General features: G+C 62.0%; 26 protein-coding genes. All 26 read right to left on the bottom strand.

All coding sequences use genetic code 11. The features are described from left to right. Window positions 1-26: 26 nt before the first annotated feature. The 26 genes from ACWTU9_RS12390 to rpsJ all read right to left on the bottom strand — a co-directional run bounded on the left by ACWTU9_RS12390 (window position 27) and on the right by rpsJ (window position 14,122). Entirely contained in the window at window positions 27-1,037 is a 1,011-nt protein-coding gene (locus ACWTU9_RS12390) for a DNA-directed RNA polymerase subunit alpha (protein ID WP_006205443.1), read from the bottom strand. A gap of 102 nt (window positions 1,038-1,139) precedes the next feature. Beyond that, window positions 1,140-1,529 (bottom strand): 30S ribosomal protein S11, encoded by a 390-nt coding sequence (rpsK, locus tag ACWTU9_RS12385; protein ID WP_006205444.1) that lies wholly within the window; start codon window positions 1,527-1,529, stop codon window positions 1,140-1,142. A gap of 125 nt (window positions 1,530-1,654) precedes the next feature. Further along, window positions 1,655-2,023: a 30S ribosomal protein S13 gene (gene rpsM / locus ACWTU9_RS12380; protein WP_006205445.1), complete on the bottom strand. Its 369-nt coding sequence runs from the start codon at window positions 2,021-2,023 to the stop codon at window positions 1,655-1,657. A 207-nt stretch (window positions 2,024-2,230) separates the two neighbouring features. Continuing rightward, window positions 2,231-2,839 carry an adenylate kinase gene (locus ACWTU9_RS12375; protein ID WP_454575217.1) on the bottom strand — a complete coding sequence of 203 codons (609 nt, stop codon included), beginning with the start codon at window positions 2,837-2,839 and terminating at the stop codon, window positions 2,231-2,233. Further along, window positions 2,836-4,176, bottom strand: coding sequence for a preprotein translocase subunit SecY (secY, locus tag ACWTU9_RS12370; RefSeq protein WP_455858513.1), 1,341 nt, complete (start codon window positions 4,174-4,176; stop codon window positions 2,836-2,838). The genes ACWTU9_RS12375 and secY overlap by 4 nt, the downstream gene beginning before the upstream one ends. Window positions 4,177-4,368: 192 nt before the next feature. Next, complete coding sequence (rplO, locus tag ACWTU9_RS12365; RefSeq protein WP_455858512.1) at window positions 4,369-4,842, bottom strand: 50S ribosomal protein L15; 474 nt, start codon at window positions 4,840-4,842, stop codon at window positions 4,369-4,371. 22 nt (window positions 4,843-4,864) lie between these two features. Next, window positions 4,865-5,062: a 50S ribosomal protein L30 gene (rpmD, locus tag ACWTU9_RS12360; protein WP_006205449.1), complete on the bottom strand. Its 198-nt coding sequence runs from the start codon at window positions 5,060-5,062 to the stop codon at window positions 4,865-4,867. 24 nt (window positions 5,063-5,086) lie between these two features. After that, a complete protein-coding gene (gene rpsE, locus ACWTU9_RS12355; RefSeq protein WP_006333394.1) occupies window positions 5,087-5,650 on the bottom strand; it encodes a 30S ribosomal protein S5 in 564 nt (187 codons plus the stop codon). 131 nt (window positions 5,651-5,781) lie between these two features. After that, window positions 5,782-6,141, bottom strand: coding sequence for a 50S ribosomal protein L18 (rplR, locus tag ACWTU9_RS12350; RefSeq protein ID WP_454575220.1), 360 nt, complete (start codon window positions 6,139-6,141; stop codon window positions 5,782-5,784). Between the two features lie 87 nt (window positions 6,142-6,228). After that, window positions 6,229-6,762, bottom strand: coding sequence for a 50S ribosomal protein L6 (gene rplF / locus ACWTU9_RS12345; RefSeq protein ID WP_023682603.1), 534 nt, complete (start codon window positions 6,760-6,762; stop codon window positions 6,229-6,231). Between the two features lie 90 nt (window positions 6,763-6,852). Continuing rightward, window positions 6,853-7,251 (bottom strand): 30S ribosomal protein S8, encoded by a 399-nt coding sequence (gene rpsH / locus ACWTU9_RS12340; protein ID WP_126042427.1) that lies wholly within the window; start codon window positions 7,249-7,251, stop codon window positions 6,853-6,855. Between the two features lie 12 nt (window positions 7,252-7,263). Continuing rightward, window positions 7,264-7,569: a 30S ribosomal protein S14 gene (gene rpsN, locus ACWTU9_RS12335; protein WP_010909282.1), complete on the bottom strand. Its 306-nt coding sequence runs from the start codon at window positions 7,567-7,569 to the stop codon at window positions 7,264-7,266. Between the two features lie 27 nt (window positions 7,570-7,596). Continuing rightward, complete coding sequence (gene rplE, locus ACWTU9_RS12330) at window positions 7,597-8,196, bottom strand: 50S ribosomal protein L5 (RefSeq protein WP_013531429.1); 600 nt, start codon at window positions 8,194-8,196, stop codon at window positions 7,597-7,599. Beyond that, complete coding sequence (gene rplX / locus ACWTU9_RS12325; RefSeq protein ID WP_455858511.1) at window positions 8,189-8,503, bottom strand: 50S ribosomal protein L24; 315 nt, start codon at window positions 8,501-8,503, stop codon at window positions 8,189-8,191. Before rplX ends, rplE begins: the two co-directional genes overlap by 8 nt. A 12-nt stretch (window positions 8,504-8,515) precedes the next feature. Then, window positions 8,516-8,884, bottom strand: a complete 369-nt coding sequence (rplN, locus tag ACWTU9_RS12320) for a 50S ribosomal protein L14 (RefSeq protein ID WP_006205457.1) — start codon at window positions 8,882-8,884, stop codon at window positions 8,516-8,518. 71 nt (window positions 8,885-8,955) lie between these two features. Next, window positions 8,956-9,195 (bottom strand): 30S ribosomal protein S17, encoded by a 240-nt coding sequence (gene rpsQ / locus ACWTU9_RS12315; RefSeq protein WP_010909280.1) that lies wholly within the window; start codon window positions 9,193-9,195, stop codon window positions 8,956-8,958. A gap of 11 nt (window positions 9,196-9,206) precedes the next feature. Further along, on the bottom strand, window positions 9,207-9,407 hold the full coding sequence (gene rpmC / locus ACWTU9_RS12310; RefSeq protein ID WP_006205459.1) for a 50S ribosomal protein L29: 201 nt from the start codon (window positions 9,405-9,407) through the stop codon (window positions 9,207-9,209). A 13-nt stretch (window positions 9,408-9,420) separates the two neighbouring features. Further along, window positions 9,421-9,834, bottom strand: a complete 414-nt coding sequence (gene rplP / locus ACWTU9_RS12305; RefSeq protein WP_006205460.1) for a 50S ribosomal protein L16 — start codon at window positions 9,832-9,834, stop codon at window positions 9,421-9,423. 26 nt (window positions 9,835-9,860) lie between these two features. Continuing rightward, window positions 9,861-10,586: a 30S ribosomal protein S3 gene (gene rpsC, locus ACWTU9_RS12300; RefSeq protein WP_013895697.1), complete on the bottom strand. Its 726-nt coding sequence runs from the start codon at window positions 10,584-10,586 to the stop codon at window positions 9,861-9,863. Beyond that, window positions 10,586-10,975: a 50S ribosomal protein L22 gene (gene rplV, locus ACWTU9_RS12295; RefSeq protein WP_006205462.1), complete on the bottom strand. Its 390-nt coding sequence runs from the start codon at window positions 10,973-10,975 to the stop codon at window positions 10,586-10,588. Before rplV ends, rpsC begins: the two co-directional genes overlap by 1 nt. Window positions 10,976-10,977: 2 nt before the next feature. Beyond that, window positions 10,978-11,256 carry a 30S ribosomal protein S19 gene (gene rpsS, locus ACWTU9_RS12290; protein ID WP_006205463.1) on the bottom strand — a complete coding sequence of 93 codons (279 nt, stop codon included), beginning with the start codon at window positions 11,254-11,256 and terminating at the stop codon, window positions 10,978-10,980. A 16-nt stretch (window positions 11,257-11,272) separates the two neighbouring features. After that, window positions 11,273-12,106, bottom strand: a complete 834-nt coding sequence (rplB, locus tag ACWTU9_RS12285; RefSeq protein ID WP_112618131.1) for a 50S ribosomal protein L2 — start codon at window positions 12,104-12,106, stop codon at window positions 11,273-11,275. A 22-nt stretch (window positions 12,107-12,128) separates the two neighbouring features. Continuing rightward, window positions 12,129-12,422 (bottom strand): 50S ribosomal protein L23, encoded by a 294-nt coding sequence (locus ACWTU9_RS12280; RefSeq protein WP_115143199.1) that lies wholly within the window; start codon window positions 12,420-12,422, stop codon window positions 12,129-12,131. Then, window positions 12,419-13,039: a 50S ribosomal protein L4 gene (gene rplD, locus ACWTU9_RS12275; protein WP_455858510.1), complete on the bottom strand. Its 621-nt coding sequence runs from the start codon at window positions 13,037-13,039 to the stop codon at window positions 12,419-12,421. The genes ACWTU9_RS12280 and rplD overlap by 4 nt, the downstream gene beginning before the upstream one ends. After that, on the bottom strand, window positions 13,039-13,752 hold the full coding sequence (gene rplC, locus ACWTU9_RS12270; protein ID WP_112395064.1) for a 50S ribosomal protein L3: 714 nt from the start codon (window positions 13,750-13,752) through the stop codon (window positions 13,039-13,041). Before rplC ends, rplD begins: the two co-directional genes overlap by 1 nt. A gap of 61 nt (window positions 13,753-13,813) precedes the next feature. Further along, window positions 13,814-14,122, bottom strand: a complete 309-nt coding sequence (gene rpsJ / locus ACWTU9_RS12265; protein ID WP_010909272.1) for a 30S ribosomal protein S10 — start codon at window positions 14,120-14,122, stop codon at window positions 13,814-13,816. Window positions 14,123-14,255: the final 133 nt, after the last annotated feature.

The following is a 14,255-nucleotide window of genomic DNA, read 5'->3' as shown; positions in this document are numbered from 1 at the left end:
TCGCCGCCGATCCTTGGAATTCATGCTCAATATTGGTCTTCGTAACGCTTGGCGAGGTCTTCGATGTTTTCCGGCGGCCAGTCCGGCACTTCCATGCCGAGGTGCAGGCCCATCGCCGCCAAGACTTCCTTGATCTCGTTCAGCGACTTGCGGCCGAAGTTCGGGGTGCGCAGCATCTCGGCTTCGGTCTTTTGGATGAGATCGCCGATGTAGACGATGTTGTCGTTCTTCAGGCAGTTGGCCGAACGCACCGAAAGCTCGAGCTCGTCGACCTTCTTGAGCAGCGCCGGGTTGAAAGCGAGCTCGGTGACGGCTTCGGCGGCGACTTCCTTCTGCGGCTCGTCGAAGTTGACGAACAGGCCAAGCTGGTCCTGCAGGATGCGGGCAGCGAATGCCACCGCGTCCTCGCCCGAGATCGACCCGTCGGTCTCGATGGTCATGGTCAGCTTGTCATAGTCGAGAACCTGGCCCTCGCGGGTATTTTCGACCTTGTAGGAGACCTTCTTGACCGGCGAATACAGGCTGTCGACCGGGATAAGTCCGATCGGCGCGTCTTCGGCGCGGTTGCGCTCTGCCGGCACGTAGCCCTTGCCGGTGTCGACGGTGAATTCCATGCGGATTTCAGCGCCTTCGTCCAGCGTGCAGATGACGTGGTCGGGGTTGAGGATCTCGACGTCGCCAACCGTCTGGATGTCGCCGGCCAGAACCGCGCCCGGGCCCTGCTTGCGAACGACCATGCGCTTGGGACCATCGCCTTCCATGCGGATGGCGATTTCCTTGATGTTGAGCACGATGTCGGTCACGTCTTCACGCACACCGGCGATGGACGAGAATTCATGCAGAACGCCGTCGATCTGCACGGCGGTCACAGCCGCACCGCGCAGCGAAGACAAAAGCACGCGGCGCAGCGCGTTGCCGAGCGTCAGGCCAAAACCGCGCTCCAGCGGCTCGGCGACCAGCGTGGTCAGCGTCTTCTTCTTCGACGAGAACTCGATCTTGTTCGGCTTGATCAGTTCCTGCCAATTTTTCTGGATCATGATGCTTTCCTTCCGTTGACCCGCCACCATCCAATCGTGGCGGGCGACCTGGAATGCCCCGGAGGAGCGCGCTTAAGCGCTCGCGTGGCGTTCAATAAATCTTTAGACGCGGCGCTTCTTGCGCGGGCGGCAGCCATTGTGCGGGATCGGCGTCACATCACGGATCGAGGTGATGGTGAAGCCGGCCGCCTGCAGGGCGCGAAGCGCCGATTCACGACCGGAGCCGGGCCCGCAGACCTCGACTTCGAGCATGCGCATGCCGTGTTCCTGGGCCTTCTTGGCGACGTCTTCGGCAGCCATCTGGGCGGCAAACGGGGTCGACTTGCGCGATCCCTTGAAGCCCTGGGCACCGGCCGACGACCAGGCAATGGAATTGCCCTGCGCGTCGGTGATGGTGATCATCGTGTTGTTGAAGGTCGAATTGACGTGGGCAACGCCCGACGAGATGTTCTTGCGTTCGCGACGGCGAACACGAGCGGCTTCCTTGGCCATGATAGTCCTTTCAGTTGATCTCTACACCGCCGTAATGCCAGCGGCTCCACCTTCGAGAGGGAGTAGTGAGTAGGGAGTAGCGAATAGGGACCCTACTCGCTAACGGCTACTCGCTATTCGCTCCCTTACTTCTTCTTGCCGGCGATCGACTTGGCCGGGCCCTTGCGGGTGCGTGCATTGGTGTGCGTGCGCTGGCCGCGAACCGGCAGCGAGCGGCGGTGACGCAGGCCGCGGTAGCAGCCGAGGTCCATCAGACGCTTGATGTTCATCGACACTTCGCGGCGCAGGTCGCCTTCGACCTGGTAGTCGCGGTCGATGGTCTCTCGGATCTGCAGCACTTCCGCGTCGGTCAGCTGGTTGACGCGGCGCTCGGCCGGGATGCCGACCTTGTCGACGATCTCCTGAGCGAACTTCTTGCCAATGCCGTGAATGTACTGAAGCGCAATGACGACGCGCTTGTTGGTCGGAATGTTGACGCCGGCTATACGAGCCATATTCTTTTCTTCTCCATGTGGGCCGGCCAACCTTCAAAAGGTAGGCCCGGCGCTGTTCAAATTACCCCGCGTCCGGTGGAGGCCGGCCCATGCGGGAGTTTCCTAGTTTCAATGCGGCTGCCTTGCCCTTGCGGACAAGCAAGCCTCATGCCTGATAGGAAGACGGGCCGCCATAACCCAGCGAACCGTTCCAGTCAAGCGCAATCTTTACTTTGCCGTAACGGTCTCCCGCGTCACTGCCGTGAGCAGCGCTTCGATCTCTGCTGTCACAGTGTCGATGCCGGCCATGCCGTCGACGCTCTTCAGCCTGCGTTTGGCGTAGTAATAGCCGATCAGCGGCGCGGTCTTCTTGTAATATTCCCGCAGGCGCTCTTCGAACACCACCGGGTTGTCGTCCTTGCGCACCGGCTGGCCGGCGGCCTTGGCATCTTCGGCCCGCTTGACGATACGGCCGACCAGCGCCTTGTCGTCGACAACGAACTCGATCACGGCGTCGAGGCCAATGCCGCGCTCGGCAAGCATCGATTCAACCGCATCGGCTTGCACCAACGTGCGCGGATAGCCGTCGAGGATGAAGCCGTTGGCGCAATCTGGCTGATCGATGCGCTCGGCCACGATGGCGTTGACGATGGCGTCGGAAACCAGCTCGCCGGCATCCATCACCGCCTTGGCGCGCTTGCCGACTTCGGTGCCGGCCTGCACGGCGGCCCGCAGCATGTCGCCCGTCGACAGCTGAGGTATGCCGTGTCTGTCTACCAGTCTTTGTGCTTGCGTCCCCTTGCCCGCTCCTGGCGGCCCAAGCAATATCAATCTCATCTGGCCTTCTTCCCCCCGCGCAACTTCGACTTCTTGATCAGGCCCTCATACTGGTGCGCGATCAGGTGACCCTGAATCTGCGCCACCGTATCGAGGGTTACACTGACCACGATCAGAAGCGATGTGCCACCGAGATAGAATGGTACGCCAGTCGCCGAAATCAGGAATTCGGGCAGCAGGCACACCAGCACCAGATAGATGGCGCCGACGACGGTGATGCGCGTCAGGACATAGTCGATGTAATCGGCGGTGCGCTCACCCGGACGGTAGCCGGGAATGAAGCCGGAATGCTTCTTGAGCTGGTCGGCTGTGTCCTTGGGATTGAAGACGATCGCCGTATAGAAGAAGGCGAAGAACACGATCATGCCCGCATAAAACAGCATGTAGAGCGGTTGGCCGTGGCCGAGCGAGGCGAGCACCGTGCTTGCCCACGCCGGCAGGTTCGTCGACTGCGAGAAGCCGGCAACCGTTGCCGGCAGCAACAGCAGCGACGACGCGAAGATCGGCGGAATGACGCCCGACGTGTTGAGCTTCAGCGGCAGGTGCGAGGTGTCGCCCTGGAACATGCGGTTGCCGACCTGGCGCTTCGGATACTGGATCAGCAGGCGGCGCTGCGCGCGCTCGAAGAAGACGATGAGTGCGATGACGACGATGGCCAGCACGATGAGCGCCAGGATCAGCCCGGTCGACAAGGCGCCGGTCCGGCCGAGTTCCAGCGTGCCGGAAATGGCACGTGGCAGGCCAGCGACAATGCCGGAGAAGATGATCAGCGAAATGCCGTTACCGATGCCGCGCGCGGTGATCTGCTCGCCCAGCCACATCAGGAACATGGTGCCGCCGACCAGCGTGACGACGGTCGAGATGCGGAAGAACATGCCGGGATCGTTGACGATGCCGTTACCGCCTTCCAGACCGACCGAAATGCCGTAGGCCTGCACCAGCGCCAGCAGAACCGTGCCGTACCGCGTGTACTGGTTGATGACCTTGCGGCCCTGCTCGCCTTCCTTCTTCAGCGCTTCCAGCGACGGGATGACCGAGGTCATAAGCTGCATGATGATGGAGGCCGAGATGTAAGGCATGATCCCGAGCGCGAAGATCGCCATGCGCTGCACGGCACCGCCGGCAAACATGTTGAACATGCCGAGCACGCCCTTGGCCTGCGAAGAGAAGGCCTGCGCGAAGGCATCCGGGTTGATACCGGGCAGCGGGATATAGGTACCGAGACGATAGACGAGCAGCGCGCCGATGGTGAACCAGATTCGCTTCTTCAGGTCCTCCGCCTTGGCGAAGGCCGCAAAATTCAGATTCGAGGCTAGTTGTTCAGCAGCCGAAGCCATGCCTGATTCTCCGCTTGATCACGCTCGATGCCCGCAGCTCAGGCGGCGCGTTTCACCGAAGCTCACGAGATAAGCTCCGGGCTCTCAACATGCAAGCGGCCGCGTTGACGCGGCCGCTTAATTGATCGGATCAAAGCGCAATCGTGAGCAAAAACGGAGGCCGTTCCTGCCAAGCGCGCTTCAAATTTGCCGTTACTCGGCAGCAGCCTGCTCCGGCAGCTTGACCGAACCGCCGGCCTTTTCGATCTTCTCGATCGCAGCCTTCGAAGCGCCGGCGACGTCGAATGCCAGCTTTGCCTTGAGCTCGCCGTCCGACAGGATACGAACGCCGTCCTTGACGCGTCGGATGACGCCGGCGGCGACGAGTGCCTCGGCCGTCACGGTCGCCTTGGCGTCGAGCTTCTTGGCATCGAGCGCCGTCTGGATACGGGCCAGCGACACGACGACAAAGCTCTTGGCGAAGATGTTGTTGAAGCCACGCTTCGGCAGGCGCCGGTAGAGCGGCATCTGGCCACCCTCGAAGCCGTTGATGGCGACGCCGGAACGCGCCTTCTGGCCCTTGACGCCGCGACCGCCGGTCTTGCCCGAGCCGGAGCCGATGCCACGGCCGAGACGCTTCTTGGAGTGCGTCGCGCCTTCATTGTCACGCAGATCGGTGAGTTTCATCTGGGTTCTCCTGCGCTTTTGCTCAGCCCTCGTCCACGACGCGGACGAGATGCTGGACGGCGGCGATCATGCCGCGCACCGAGGGAGTGTCCTCCAGCGTGCGCTGCTTGTGCATCTTGTTGAGGCCGAGGCCGACCAGCGTCGCGCGCTGTTCCTTCGGGCGGCGGATCGGCGAACCGATCTGCTCAACGGTGATGGTCTTGGTTGCTTTCTTGGCCATGGTCAAAATCCCTGGTCAGATCGACTATTCTTCAGCCGCAACGGCGGTGCCGCGGCGGGCCTGAAGGGTCGAATACTTGATGCCGCGCGCGGCAGCCACATCCTTGGGATGCATCTGGCTCTTCAGCGCGTCGAACGTGGCGCGAACCATGTTGTAGGGGTTCGACGAACCCATCGACTTGGCGACCACGTCATGCATGCCGAGCGTCTCGAAGACAGCGCGCATCGGGCCGCCGGCGATGATGCCGGTACCCTGCTTGGCAGCGCGCAGCAGCACGCGTCCGGCGCCCCAGCGTCCCTCGACGTCGTGGTGCAGCGTGCGGCCCGAGCGCAGCGGCACGAAGATCATGTCGCGCTTTGCCGATTCGGTAGCCTTGCGGATCGCTTCCGGCACTTCGCGCGCCTTGCCGTGACCAAAGCCGACGCGGCCCTTCTGGTCGCCGACGACGACGAGCGCAGCAAAACCGAAGCGACGGCCGCCCTTGACGACCTTGGCGACGCGGTTGATGTGGACGAGCTTGTCCACCATGCCGTCATCGCGCTCTTCACGATCGCGGCCGCGGCCGCCATCCCTACGTTCCTGTGCCATATCCTGTTCCTTGTTCTTTTCCGGAAGCACGGGTTGCTGTTTGCCGGAGCCTCATTCGGGTCACCGGCGGTGAATTTCTCTCCTTTGCATGATCTTATCCGAAAAGTCTGCAACTTTTCGGGATCAAGCAATTAGAAGCTCAGACCACCTTCGCGCGCAGCCTCGGCGAGCGCCTTGACGCGGCCGTGATAGATGTACGGTCCGCGATCGAAGACGACTTCCTTGACGCCGGCCTTTGAAGCGCGCTCGGCGATCAGCTTGCCGATCGCGGCGGCTGCGGCCGTGTCGGCGCCAGTCTTGAGCGAACCCTTGAAGTCCTTCTCGAGCGTGGAGGCGGCAGCGATGGTGTGGCCCTTGGCGTCGTCAATGACCTGGACGTAGATGTTCTTCGACGTGCGGTGCACCGACAGACGCGGACGCTCGCCGGCGACCTTCTTGATCTGGCGGCGGACGCGCTGCGCGCGGCGCTGGATGGATTCCTTGTCGGCCATAATAGTCTTCCTTGCCTTCAAAAAACGGGGGCCGCCATATGCGGTAGGCGAAAGCGCCTCCCGCGACCGCTCCCCGCGGCGTTAAACTTACTTCTTCTTGCCTTCCTTGCGGACGATCTTCTCGCCGGCGTAGCGCACACCCTTGCCCTTGTAGGGCTCGGGACCACGGTATTCGCGGATCTCCGCGGCAACCTGGCCGACCTGCTGCTTGTCGATGCCGGTCACGGTGATTTCCGTCGGCTTCGGCACAGTGATGGTGATGCCAGCCGGCGTCTCGTAAACGACGTCATGGCTGAAGCCAAGAGCCAGCTGCAGGTTCTTGCCCTGAAGTGCTGCGCGATAGCCGACGCCGGTGATCTCGAGCTTCTTCTCAAAACCGTCCTTGACGCCCTGCAGGATGTTGACGATCTGCGTGCGCGACATGCCCCACTTGGAGCGGGCGGTCTTGGTCTGGTCGCGCGGCTGGACAGCGATCTCGCTGCCTTCCATCTTGACCAGCACTTCGTCGTTCACCACGAACTTCAGCTCGCCCTTGGGGCCCTTCGCCGTCACGGTCTGGCCGTTGACGGTCGCGGTCACGCCCTGCGGCAGCGAAACGGGTTTCTTTCCAATACGAGACATTTTGTTGTCCTCGTCACTTCTCTTGTTTCAGGTCTCTGTCTTCGGAAACGATCCGAAGACCGGATTCCACTTTGCGGGTCAGCTGCCAGATCAGAAGATCTGGCAGAGGATCTCGCCGCCGACGTTCTGCTCGCGGGCTTCGTGGTCGGCCATCACGCCTTTCGGCGTCGAAAGGATGGCGATGCCGAGGCCGTTGGCGACGTGCGGGATCGACTTGGCCGACACGTAAACGCGACGGCCCGGCTTCGAGACGCGGGCGATTTCGCGCACGACGGGCGCACCGTCGAAATACTTCAGCTCGATTTCGATTTCGGACTTGCCGTTGTCGAAGTCGGTCTGGCTGTAGTCGCGGATATAGCCTTCAGCCTTCAGCACGTCGAGGACGCGGGCACGCAGGCGCGAGGCCGGCGTCGAAACGCTCGACTTCTTGCGGCCATACGCGTTGCGGATGCGGGTCAGCATATCGCCGAGAGGATCGCTCAATGACATGTTATGTCCTCCTTACCAGCTCGACTTGACCAGGCCCGGGATCTGGCCGTTATTGCCGAGATCACGGAGCGCGATGCGCGATACTTTGAGCTTGCGATAGTAGGCGCGCGGACGCCCCGTCACTTCACAGCGGTTGCGGATGCGGATCTTGGCCGAGTTGCGCGGCAGGGCAGCAAGCTTCAGCTGAGCGCGGAAGCGCTCCTCCATCGGCTTGGACTGGTCCATGATGATCGCCTTCAGGGCAGCGCGCTTGGGACCGTACTGGTCAGCAAGCTTGCGGCGCCTGTTGTTCTTCTCGACTGAGCTGGTCTTTGCCATTTCAGATTTTTCCTTTTCTCGCTGCCGTTACTGGCGGAAGGGGAAGTTGAAGGCCTTGAGCAATGCCCTGGCTTCGTCGTCCGTCTTCGCAGTCGTACAAACGATGACGTCCATGCCCCAGATCTGATCAACCTTGTCGTAGTTGATCTCCGGGAACACGATGTGTTCCTTGATGCCCATGGCGTAGTTGCCACGGCCATCGAAGCTCTTCGGATTGAGTCCGCGGAAGTCGCGGACGCGCGGCAGTGCGATGTTCACGAGGCGGTCGAGGAACTCGTACATGCGTTCCTTGCGCAGCGTGACCTTGGCGCCAATCGGCATCTTCTCGCGGACCTTGAAGCCGGCGATGGAGTTGCGGGCACGGGTGACGACGGCCTTCTGGCCGGCGATCATCGCAAGGTCTTCGGCCGCGATCGAAGGCTTCTTCGAATCTGCGGTCGCTTCGCCGACGCCCATGTTCAGCACGATCTTGTCGATGCGCGGAACCTGCATCTCGTTGTCGTAGCCGAACTGCTCCTGCAACGCCTTGCGGATGGTCTCGTTGTAGACCTGCTTGAGGCGCGGCGTGTTCTGGGCCTTGGACTGTTTGCTTTCAGCCTTGGGCTTCGTGGTTTGAGCCTTAGCCATTGATGACTTCTCCCGAGCGCTTGGCGACGCGCACCTTCTTGCCGTCCTTCTGGAAGATGAAACCGACGCGGGTCGGCTTGCCATCCTTGGGGTCGGCCAGCGCGATGTTCGACAGCTGGATCGGCGCTTCCTTGGTGATGATCCCGCCCTCTTGGGACTGGGACTGCTTCTGGTGACGACGGATCATGTTGACGCCGCGCACCAGCGCGGTGTCTTCCTTCGGCTGAACCGAGAGGACTTCGCCCGAATGGCCCTTGTCCTTGCCGGCCAGCACGACGACCTTGTCGCCTTTTCTAATCTTTTGCATTGGTCCGGCTCCTTACAGCACTTCAGGCGCGAGCGAGATGATCTTCATGTGGTTCTTGGCGCGGAGTTCGCGCGGAACCGGTCCGAAGATACGCGTGCCGATCGGCTCTTTCTTGTTGTCGACGAGAACGGCCGCGTTCTTGTCGAAACGGATCACGCTGCCGTCCGGGCGGCGGATGTCCTTGGCCGTGCGAACCACGACCGCCTTCATCACATCGCCCTTCTTAACGCGGCCGCGCGGAATGGCTTCCTTGATGGACACCACGATGATGTCGCCCACGGAAGCGTATTTCCGCTTCGAGCCGCCCAGCACCTTGATGCACATGACACGACGCGCGCCGGAATTATCCGCGACGTCGAGGTTTGTTTGCATCTGAATCATGACTGGCCGCCTTCTTCTTTTCTAACGGGACGGGCTCAAAGCCCCTCCCCGGTCTGTCCAAAATTCGTTGTTTATGCCTGGTCCGAAGACACGACGATCCAGCGCTTGTCCTTGGAGATCGGCTTCGATTCCTGGATGAACACCTGGTCGCCGACCTTGTGGGCGTTGTTCTCGTCGTGCGCCTTGTACTTCTTTGTCATGCGCACGGTCTTCTTCATCACGGGATGCGTGAAGCGCCGTTCGACCTTGACGACTACCGTCTTCTCGTTCTTGTCGCTGACGACAGTGCCCTGCAGAATGCGCTTTGGCATGGTTTTCGTCCTTAAGCCTTCTTGGCTGCGGACTTTTCCGCAGCGATGGTCTTGATACGCGCAATGTCCTTGCGGACCTGCCTCACGCGCGCGGTCTTCTCGAGCTGGCCGGTGGCCTTCTGGAAGCGCAGGTTGAACTGCTCCTTCTTCAGGCTGGCCAGATCGTCGGTCAACTGGTCCTGGGTCTTGGTCCGGATGTCTTCGGCTTTCATGATCAGCCCGTCCTTATTCTGCGATGCGCTGTACGAAGCGCGTCCTGACCGAGAGCTTGGCCGCGCCGAGACGCAGCGCCTCACGGGCGGTTTCTTCGTTGACGCCGTCGATCTCGAACATGATGCGGCCCGGCTTGACGCGCGCCGCCCAGTAATCGACAGCGCCCTTGCCCTTGCCCATGCGCACTTCAGTCGGCTTCGACGTCACCGGCACGTCAGGGAAAATGCGGATCCACACGCGGCCGGCACGCTTCATCTCACGAGTGATCGCGCGGCGGGCCGCCTCGATCTCACGCGCGGTGACGCGGTTCGGCTCAAGCGCCTTCAGCCCGAAACCACCGAAATCCAGGTTGGTGCCGCCCTTTGCGGTACCATGGATACGGCCCTTGAACTGCTTGCGGAACTTTGTGCGCTTTGGCTGCAGCATCGTTCTAACTCCAAATTCCTAAATAATCAGGCGTTTTCGCGACGACGACCGCGTTCGCGATCACCACCACCGCCATGCGCAGCATCACCCTCGGTCGCGCGACGCTCCGAAGCCATCGGATCGTGCTCGAGGATTTCGCCCTTGAACACCCAGACCTTGACGCCGCAGATGCCGTAAGCCGTGTTCGCCTCGGCCGTGCCGTAATCGACATCGGCGCGCAGCGTATGCAGCGGCACGCGGCCTTCGCGGTACCATTCCATGCGCGCGATCTCGGCGCCGCCGAGACGGCCGGCGCAGTTGATGCGGATGCCTTCGGCACCGAGGCGCATCGCCGACTGAACGGCGCGCTTCATGGCGCGGCGGAACGCGATACGGCGCTCGAGCTGCTGGGCGATCGACTGGGCGACCAGGGTCGCGTCGATTTCCGGCTTGCGCACTTCAACGATGTTGAGGTGCGTCTCGGACTTCGTCATCTCCATCAGCTTCTTGCGAAGCTTCTCGATGTCGGCGCCCTTCTTGCCGATGATCAGACCCGGGCGCGCCGCATGGATGGTGACGCGGCACTTCTTGTGGGGGCGCTCGATCACAACCTTGGAGATCGCAGCCTGCTTGAGTTCCTTCTCAAGATACTTGCGGATCTTGATGTCTTCATGCAGCAGCTTGCCGTACTCGCCGGTGTTCGCGAACCAGCGCGAATCCCAGGTGCGGTTGATGCCGAGGCGCAGACCGATCGGATTGACTTTCTGGCCCATTATGCGGCCTCCCCTTTTTCTTCGACTTCACGAACGACGATCGTGAGGTGCGAGAACGGCTTTTCGATACGGCTGGCGCGACCGCGGCCACGAGCGTGGAACCGCTTCATGACGATCGACTTGCCGACATAGGCTTCCGCCACGATCAGCGCATCGACGTCGAGGTCGTGGTTGTTTTCCGCGTTGGCGATCGCCGATTCCAGCGTCTTCTTGACCGTGCCGGAAATCCGCTTGGCCGAGAATTCGAGGTCGGAAAGCGCTGTCGCGACCTTCTTGCCGCGGATCAGCGCGGCAACCAGGTTCAGCTTCTGCGGGCTGATACGGATCGTGCGCAGAACGGCGCGCGCTTCGTTGTCAGCAAGCCTGCGCGGAGCTTTGGCCTTGCCCATGATTATTTCCTCTTCGCCTTCTTATCCGCGCCGTGACCGTAATAGGTCCGGGTCGGAGCGAATTCACCGAACTTGTGACCGACCATGTCCTCGTTCACCGAGACGGGAACATGCTTCTGGCCGTTGTAGACACCGAAGGTGAAGCCGACGAACTGCGGCAGGATGGTGGAGCGACGGCTCCACATCTTGATCACCTCATTGCGACCACCTTCACGAACCTTGTCCACCTTCTTGAGAAGGTAGCCGTCGATGAAGGGGCCTTTCCAAATAGAACGAGTCACTTGGCGTTACCTCTTCTTAGCTCTTGCGCTGATGGCGCGAGCGCAGGATGAACTTGTCGGTCGCCTTGTTGGACCGCGTCTTCTTGCCCTTGGTCGGCTTGCCCCACGGGCTGACCGGATGACGGCCACCGGAGGTGCGGCCTTCACCACCGCCATGCGGGTGGTCGACCGGGTTCATTGTCACGCCGCGATTGTGCGGGCGCTTGCCACGCCAGACCGTGCGGCCGGCCTTGCCGTCGTTGATGTTGCCATGGTCGGGGTTCGACACGGCGCCGACAGTGGCCATGCAGGAGCCGTGAACGACACGCTGCTCGCCCGAGTTGAGGCGCAGGATCGCCATGCCCTGGTCGCGACCGACCAGCTGGCCGTAGCCGCCGGCCGAACGGGCGACCTGGGCGCCCTTGCCCGGCTTCAGCTCGATGTTGTGGACGATCGTGCCGACCGGCATCGAAGCCAGCGGCATCGCATTGCCCGGCTTCACGTCGACCGCTTCGCCGGCCACGATCTTGTCGCCGGCGGCAAGACGCTGCGGAGCGATGATGTAGGACAGCTCGCCATCGTCATACTTGATCAGCGCGATGAAGGCGGTGCGGTTCGGATCGTATTCAATGCGCTCGACCGTGCCGACGACGTCGAACTTGCGGCGCTTGAAGTCGATGATGCGGTACGAACGCTTGTGACCGCCGCCGATAAAGCGGGCCGTGATGCGGCCGTGATTGTTGCGGCCGCCCGACTTGGTCAGGCCTTCGGTCAGACCCTTGACGGGCTTGCCCTTGTAGAGGCCCGAGCGGTCGACGATGACCAGCTGGCGGGTGCTCGGCGTTACCGGGTTGAATTTTTTAAGTGCCATTGTCCTGTCCTCGCGGCCTTGCTCAGAGACCCGTCGCGACGTCGATCGACTGGCCGTCGGCCAGCGTCACAATCGCCTTCTTGACGTCGCTCTGGCGGCCGATCGTGCCGCGGAAGCGCTTGATCTTGCCCTTGCGGACAAGCGTGTTCACGGCCGTAACCTTGACGCCAAACAGCGCTTCGACAGCGGCCTTGATTTCCGGCTTCGACGCCTTCTTGGCGACGTTGAAGACGACCTGGTTCTGCTCGGAGGCCATGGTCGACTTTTCGGTGATCGCCGGCGAGACGATCACGTCGTAATGACGAAGGTCGGTCATTTGAAGCGCTCCTCGAGAGCCTCGACGGCGGCCTTCGAAAGGACCAGCGTGCCGCGGCGAAGAATGTCGTAGACGTTGATGCCCTGGATGGGCAGCACGTCGATGTTCGGGATGTTGGTCGCCGCCAGCTTGAAGTTCTGGTCAAGCTCGGCACCGCCGATCACCAAAGCATTGGTCAGGCCCAGCGTCGCAAAATTCGCGATCAGCGCCTTCGTCTTGGCCTCGGTCAGCTTCAGCTCGTCGACGATGATGATCGACGCGCTCTTGGCCTTGGCCGAGAGAGCATGCCGCAAGCCGAGAGCCCGCACCTTCTTCGGCAGATCGTGCTCGTGGCTGCGAACGACCGGGCCGTGGGCCTTGCCGCCGCCGCGGAACTGCGGAGCGCGTGCCGAATGGTGACGGGCGCGGCCCGTACCCTTCTGCTTGTACATCTTGGCGCCGGTGCGCGCGATTTCGGCGCGGCCCTTGGCCTTGTGCGTGCCCTGCTGCCTCTTGGCCAGCTGCCAGCGCACGACGCGCTGCAGGATGTCCTCGCGCGGATCAAGGCCGAAAATCTCCTCGGAGAGTTTCACCTTGCCGGCGTCCTTGCCGCCAAGCGTTGTGATCTTGAGATCCATTATTCTGCTCCCTCTGCGGCCGGAGCCTCGTTCTTCGCAACGGCGCGGATCGCGGCAGGCTTCGGCGCATTGGCCGGCAGTGCCACCTTGGCCGCATCGCGGACCAGGATCCAGGCGCCCTTCGATCCGGGAACCGCACCGCGGATCAGGATCAGGCCGCGATCGGCGTCGGTCGAAACGATCTCGACATTCTGTGTGGTGACGCGGGTGTCGCCCATGTGGCCAGCCATATGCTTGCCCTTGAACACCTTGCCCGGGTCCTGACGCTGGCCGGTCGAACCATGCGTACGGTGCGAGACCGAGTTACCGTGCGTCGCGCGGCCACCACCCATGTGGTGGCGCTTGATGACGCCCTGGAAACCCTTGCCGATCGTCGTGCCGGTCACATCGACCTTCTGGCCGGCGACGAAATGCTCGACGGTGATCTCGGCGCCGACATCGATCATGTTGTCGGCGGAGACGCGGAACTCGGCGACCTTCGCCTTCGGCTCGACGGAAGCGGTCGCAAAATGGCCGCGCATCGCCTTCGACGTGTTCTTCACCTTGGCAAGGCCAACGCCGAGCTGGACGGCCGTATAGCCGTTCTTCTCCTGCGTGCGCTGAGCCACGACCTGGCAGTTCTCCATCTGGAGAACGGTGACGGGAACATGTTCCCCGGCATCATTATAGATGCGGGTCATTCCCACCTTCTTTGCAATCACACCTGAACGCATCGGTTCAATTCCTTTAGAGTTCCGGGCCAGGGGCACCGCCCCTTACCGCGCTCTCATTCCCTTAGAGCTTGATCTCGACGTCGACACCGGCGGCCAGATCGAGCTTCATCAAAGCATCGACCGTCTGCGGGGTCGGATCGACGATGTCGAGCAGACGCTTGTGCGTGCGCATCTCGAACTGCTCGCGGCTCTTCTTGTCGACGTGAGGCGACCGGTTGACCGTGAACTTTTCGATCCGCGTCGGCAGCGGAATGGGGCCGCGGACGTTTGCTCCGGTGCGCTTGGCCGTCGACACGATTTCTTTCGTCGAGGCGTCGAGCACCCGGTGATCAAACGCCTTCAGGCGGATGCGGATATTCTGTCCGTTCATGCGTCACTTCCTTGTTCTGGCGCGGCGCGGGCAACTCCGCGCCCGCGACAGATCGGTTTAAGTCCAATTATTCTTTGATGGTGACGACGATGCCGGCACCGACGGTGCGGCCGCCTTCACGGATGGCGAAGCG

Source organism: Mesorhizobium sp. 128a, from assembly GCF_053848025.1.
The sequence above is the reverse complement of the archived record's forward strand: the minus strand, read 5'-3'. Positions and strand labels throughout refer to the sequence as shown.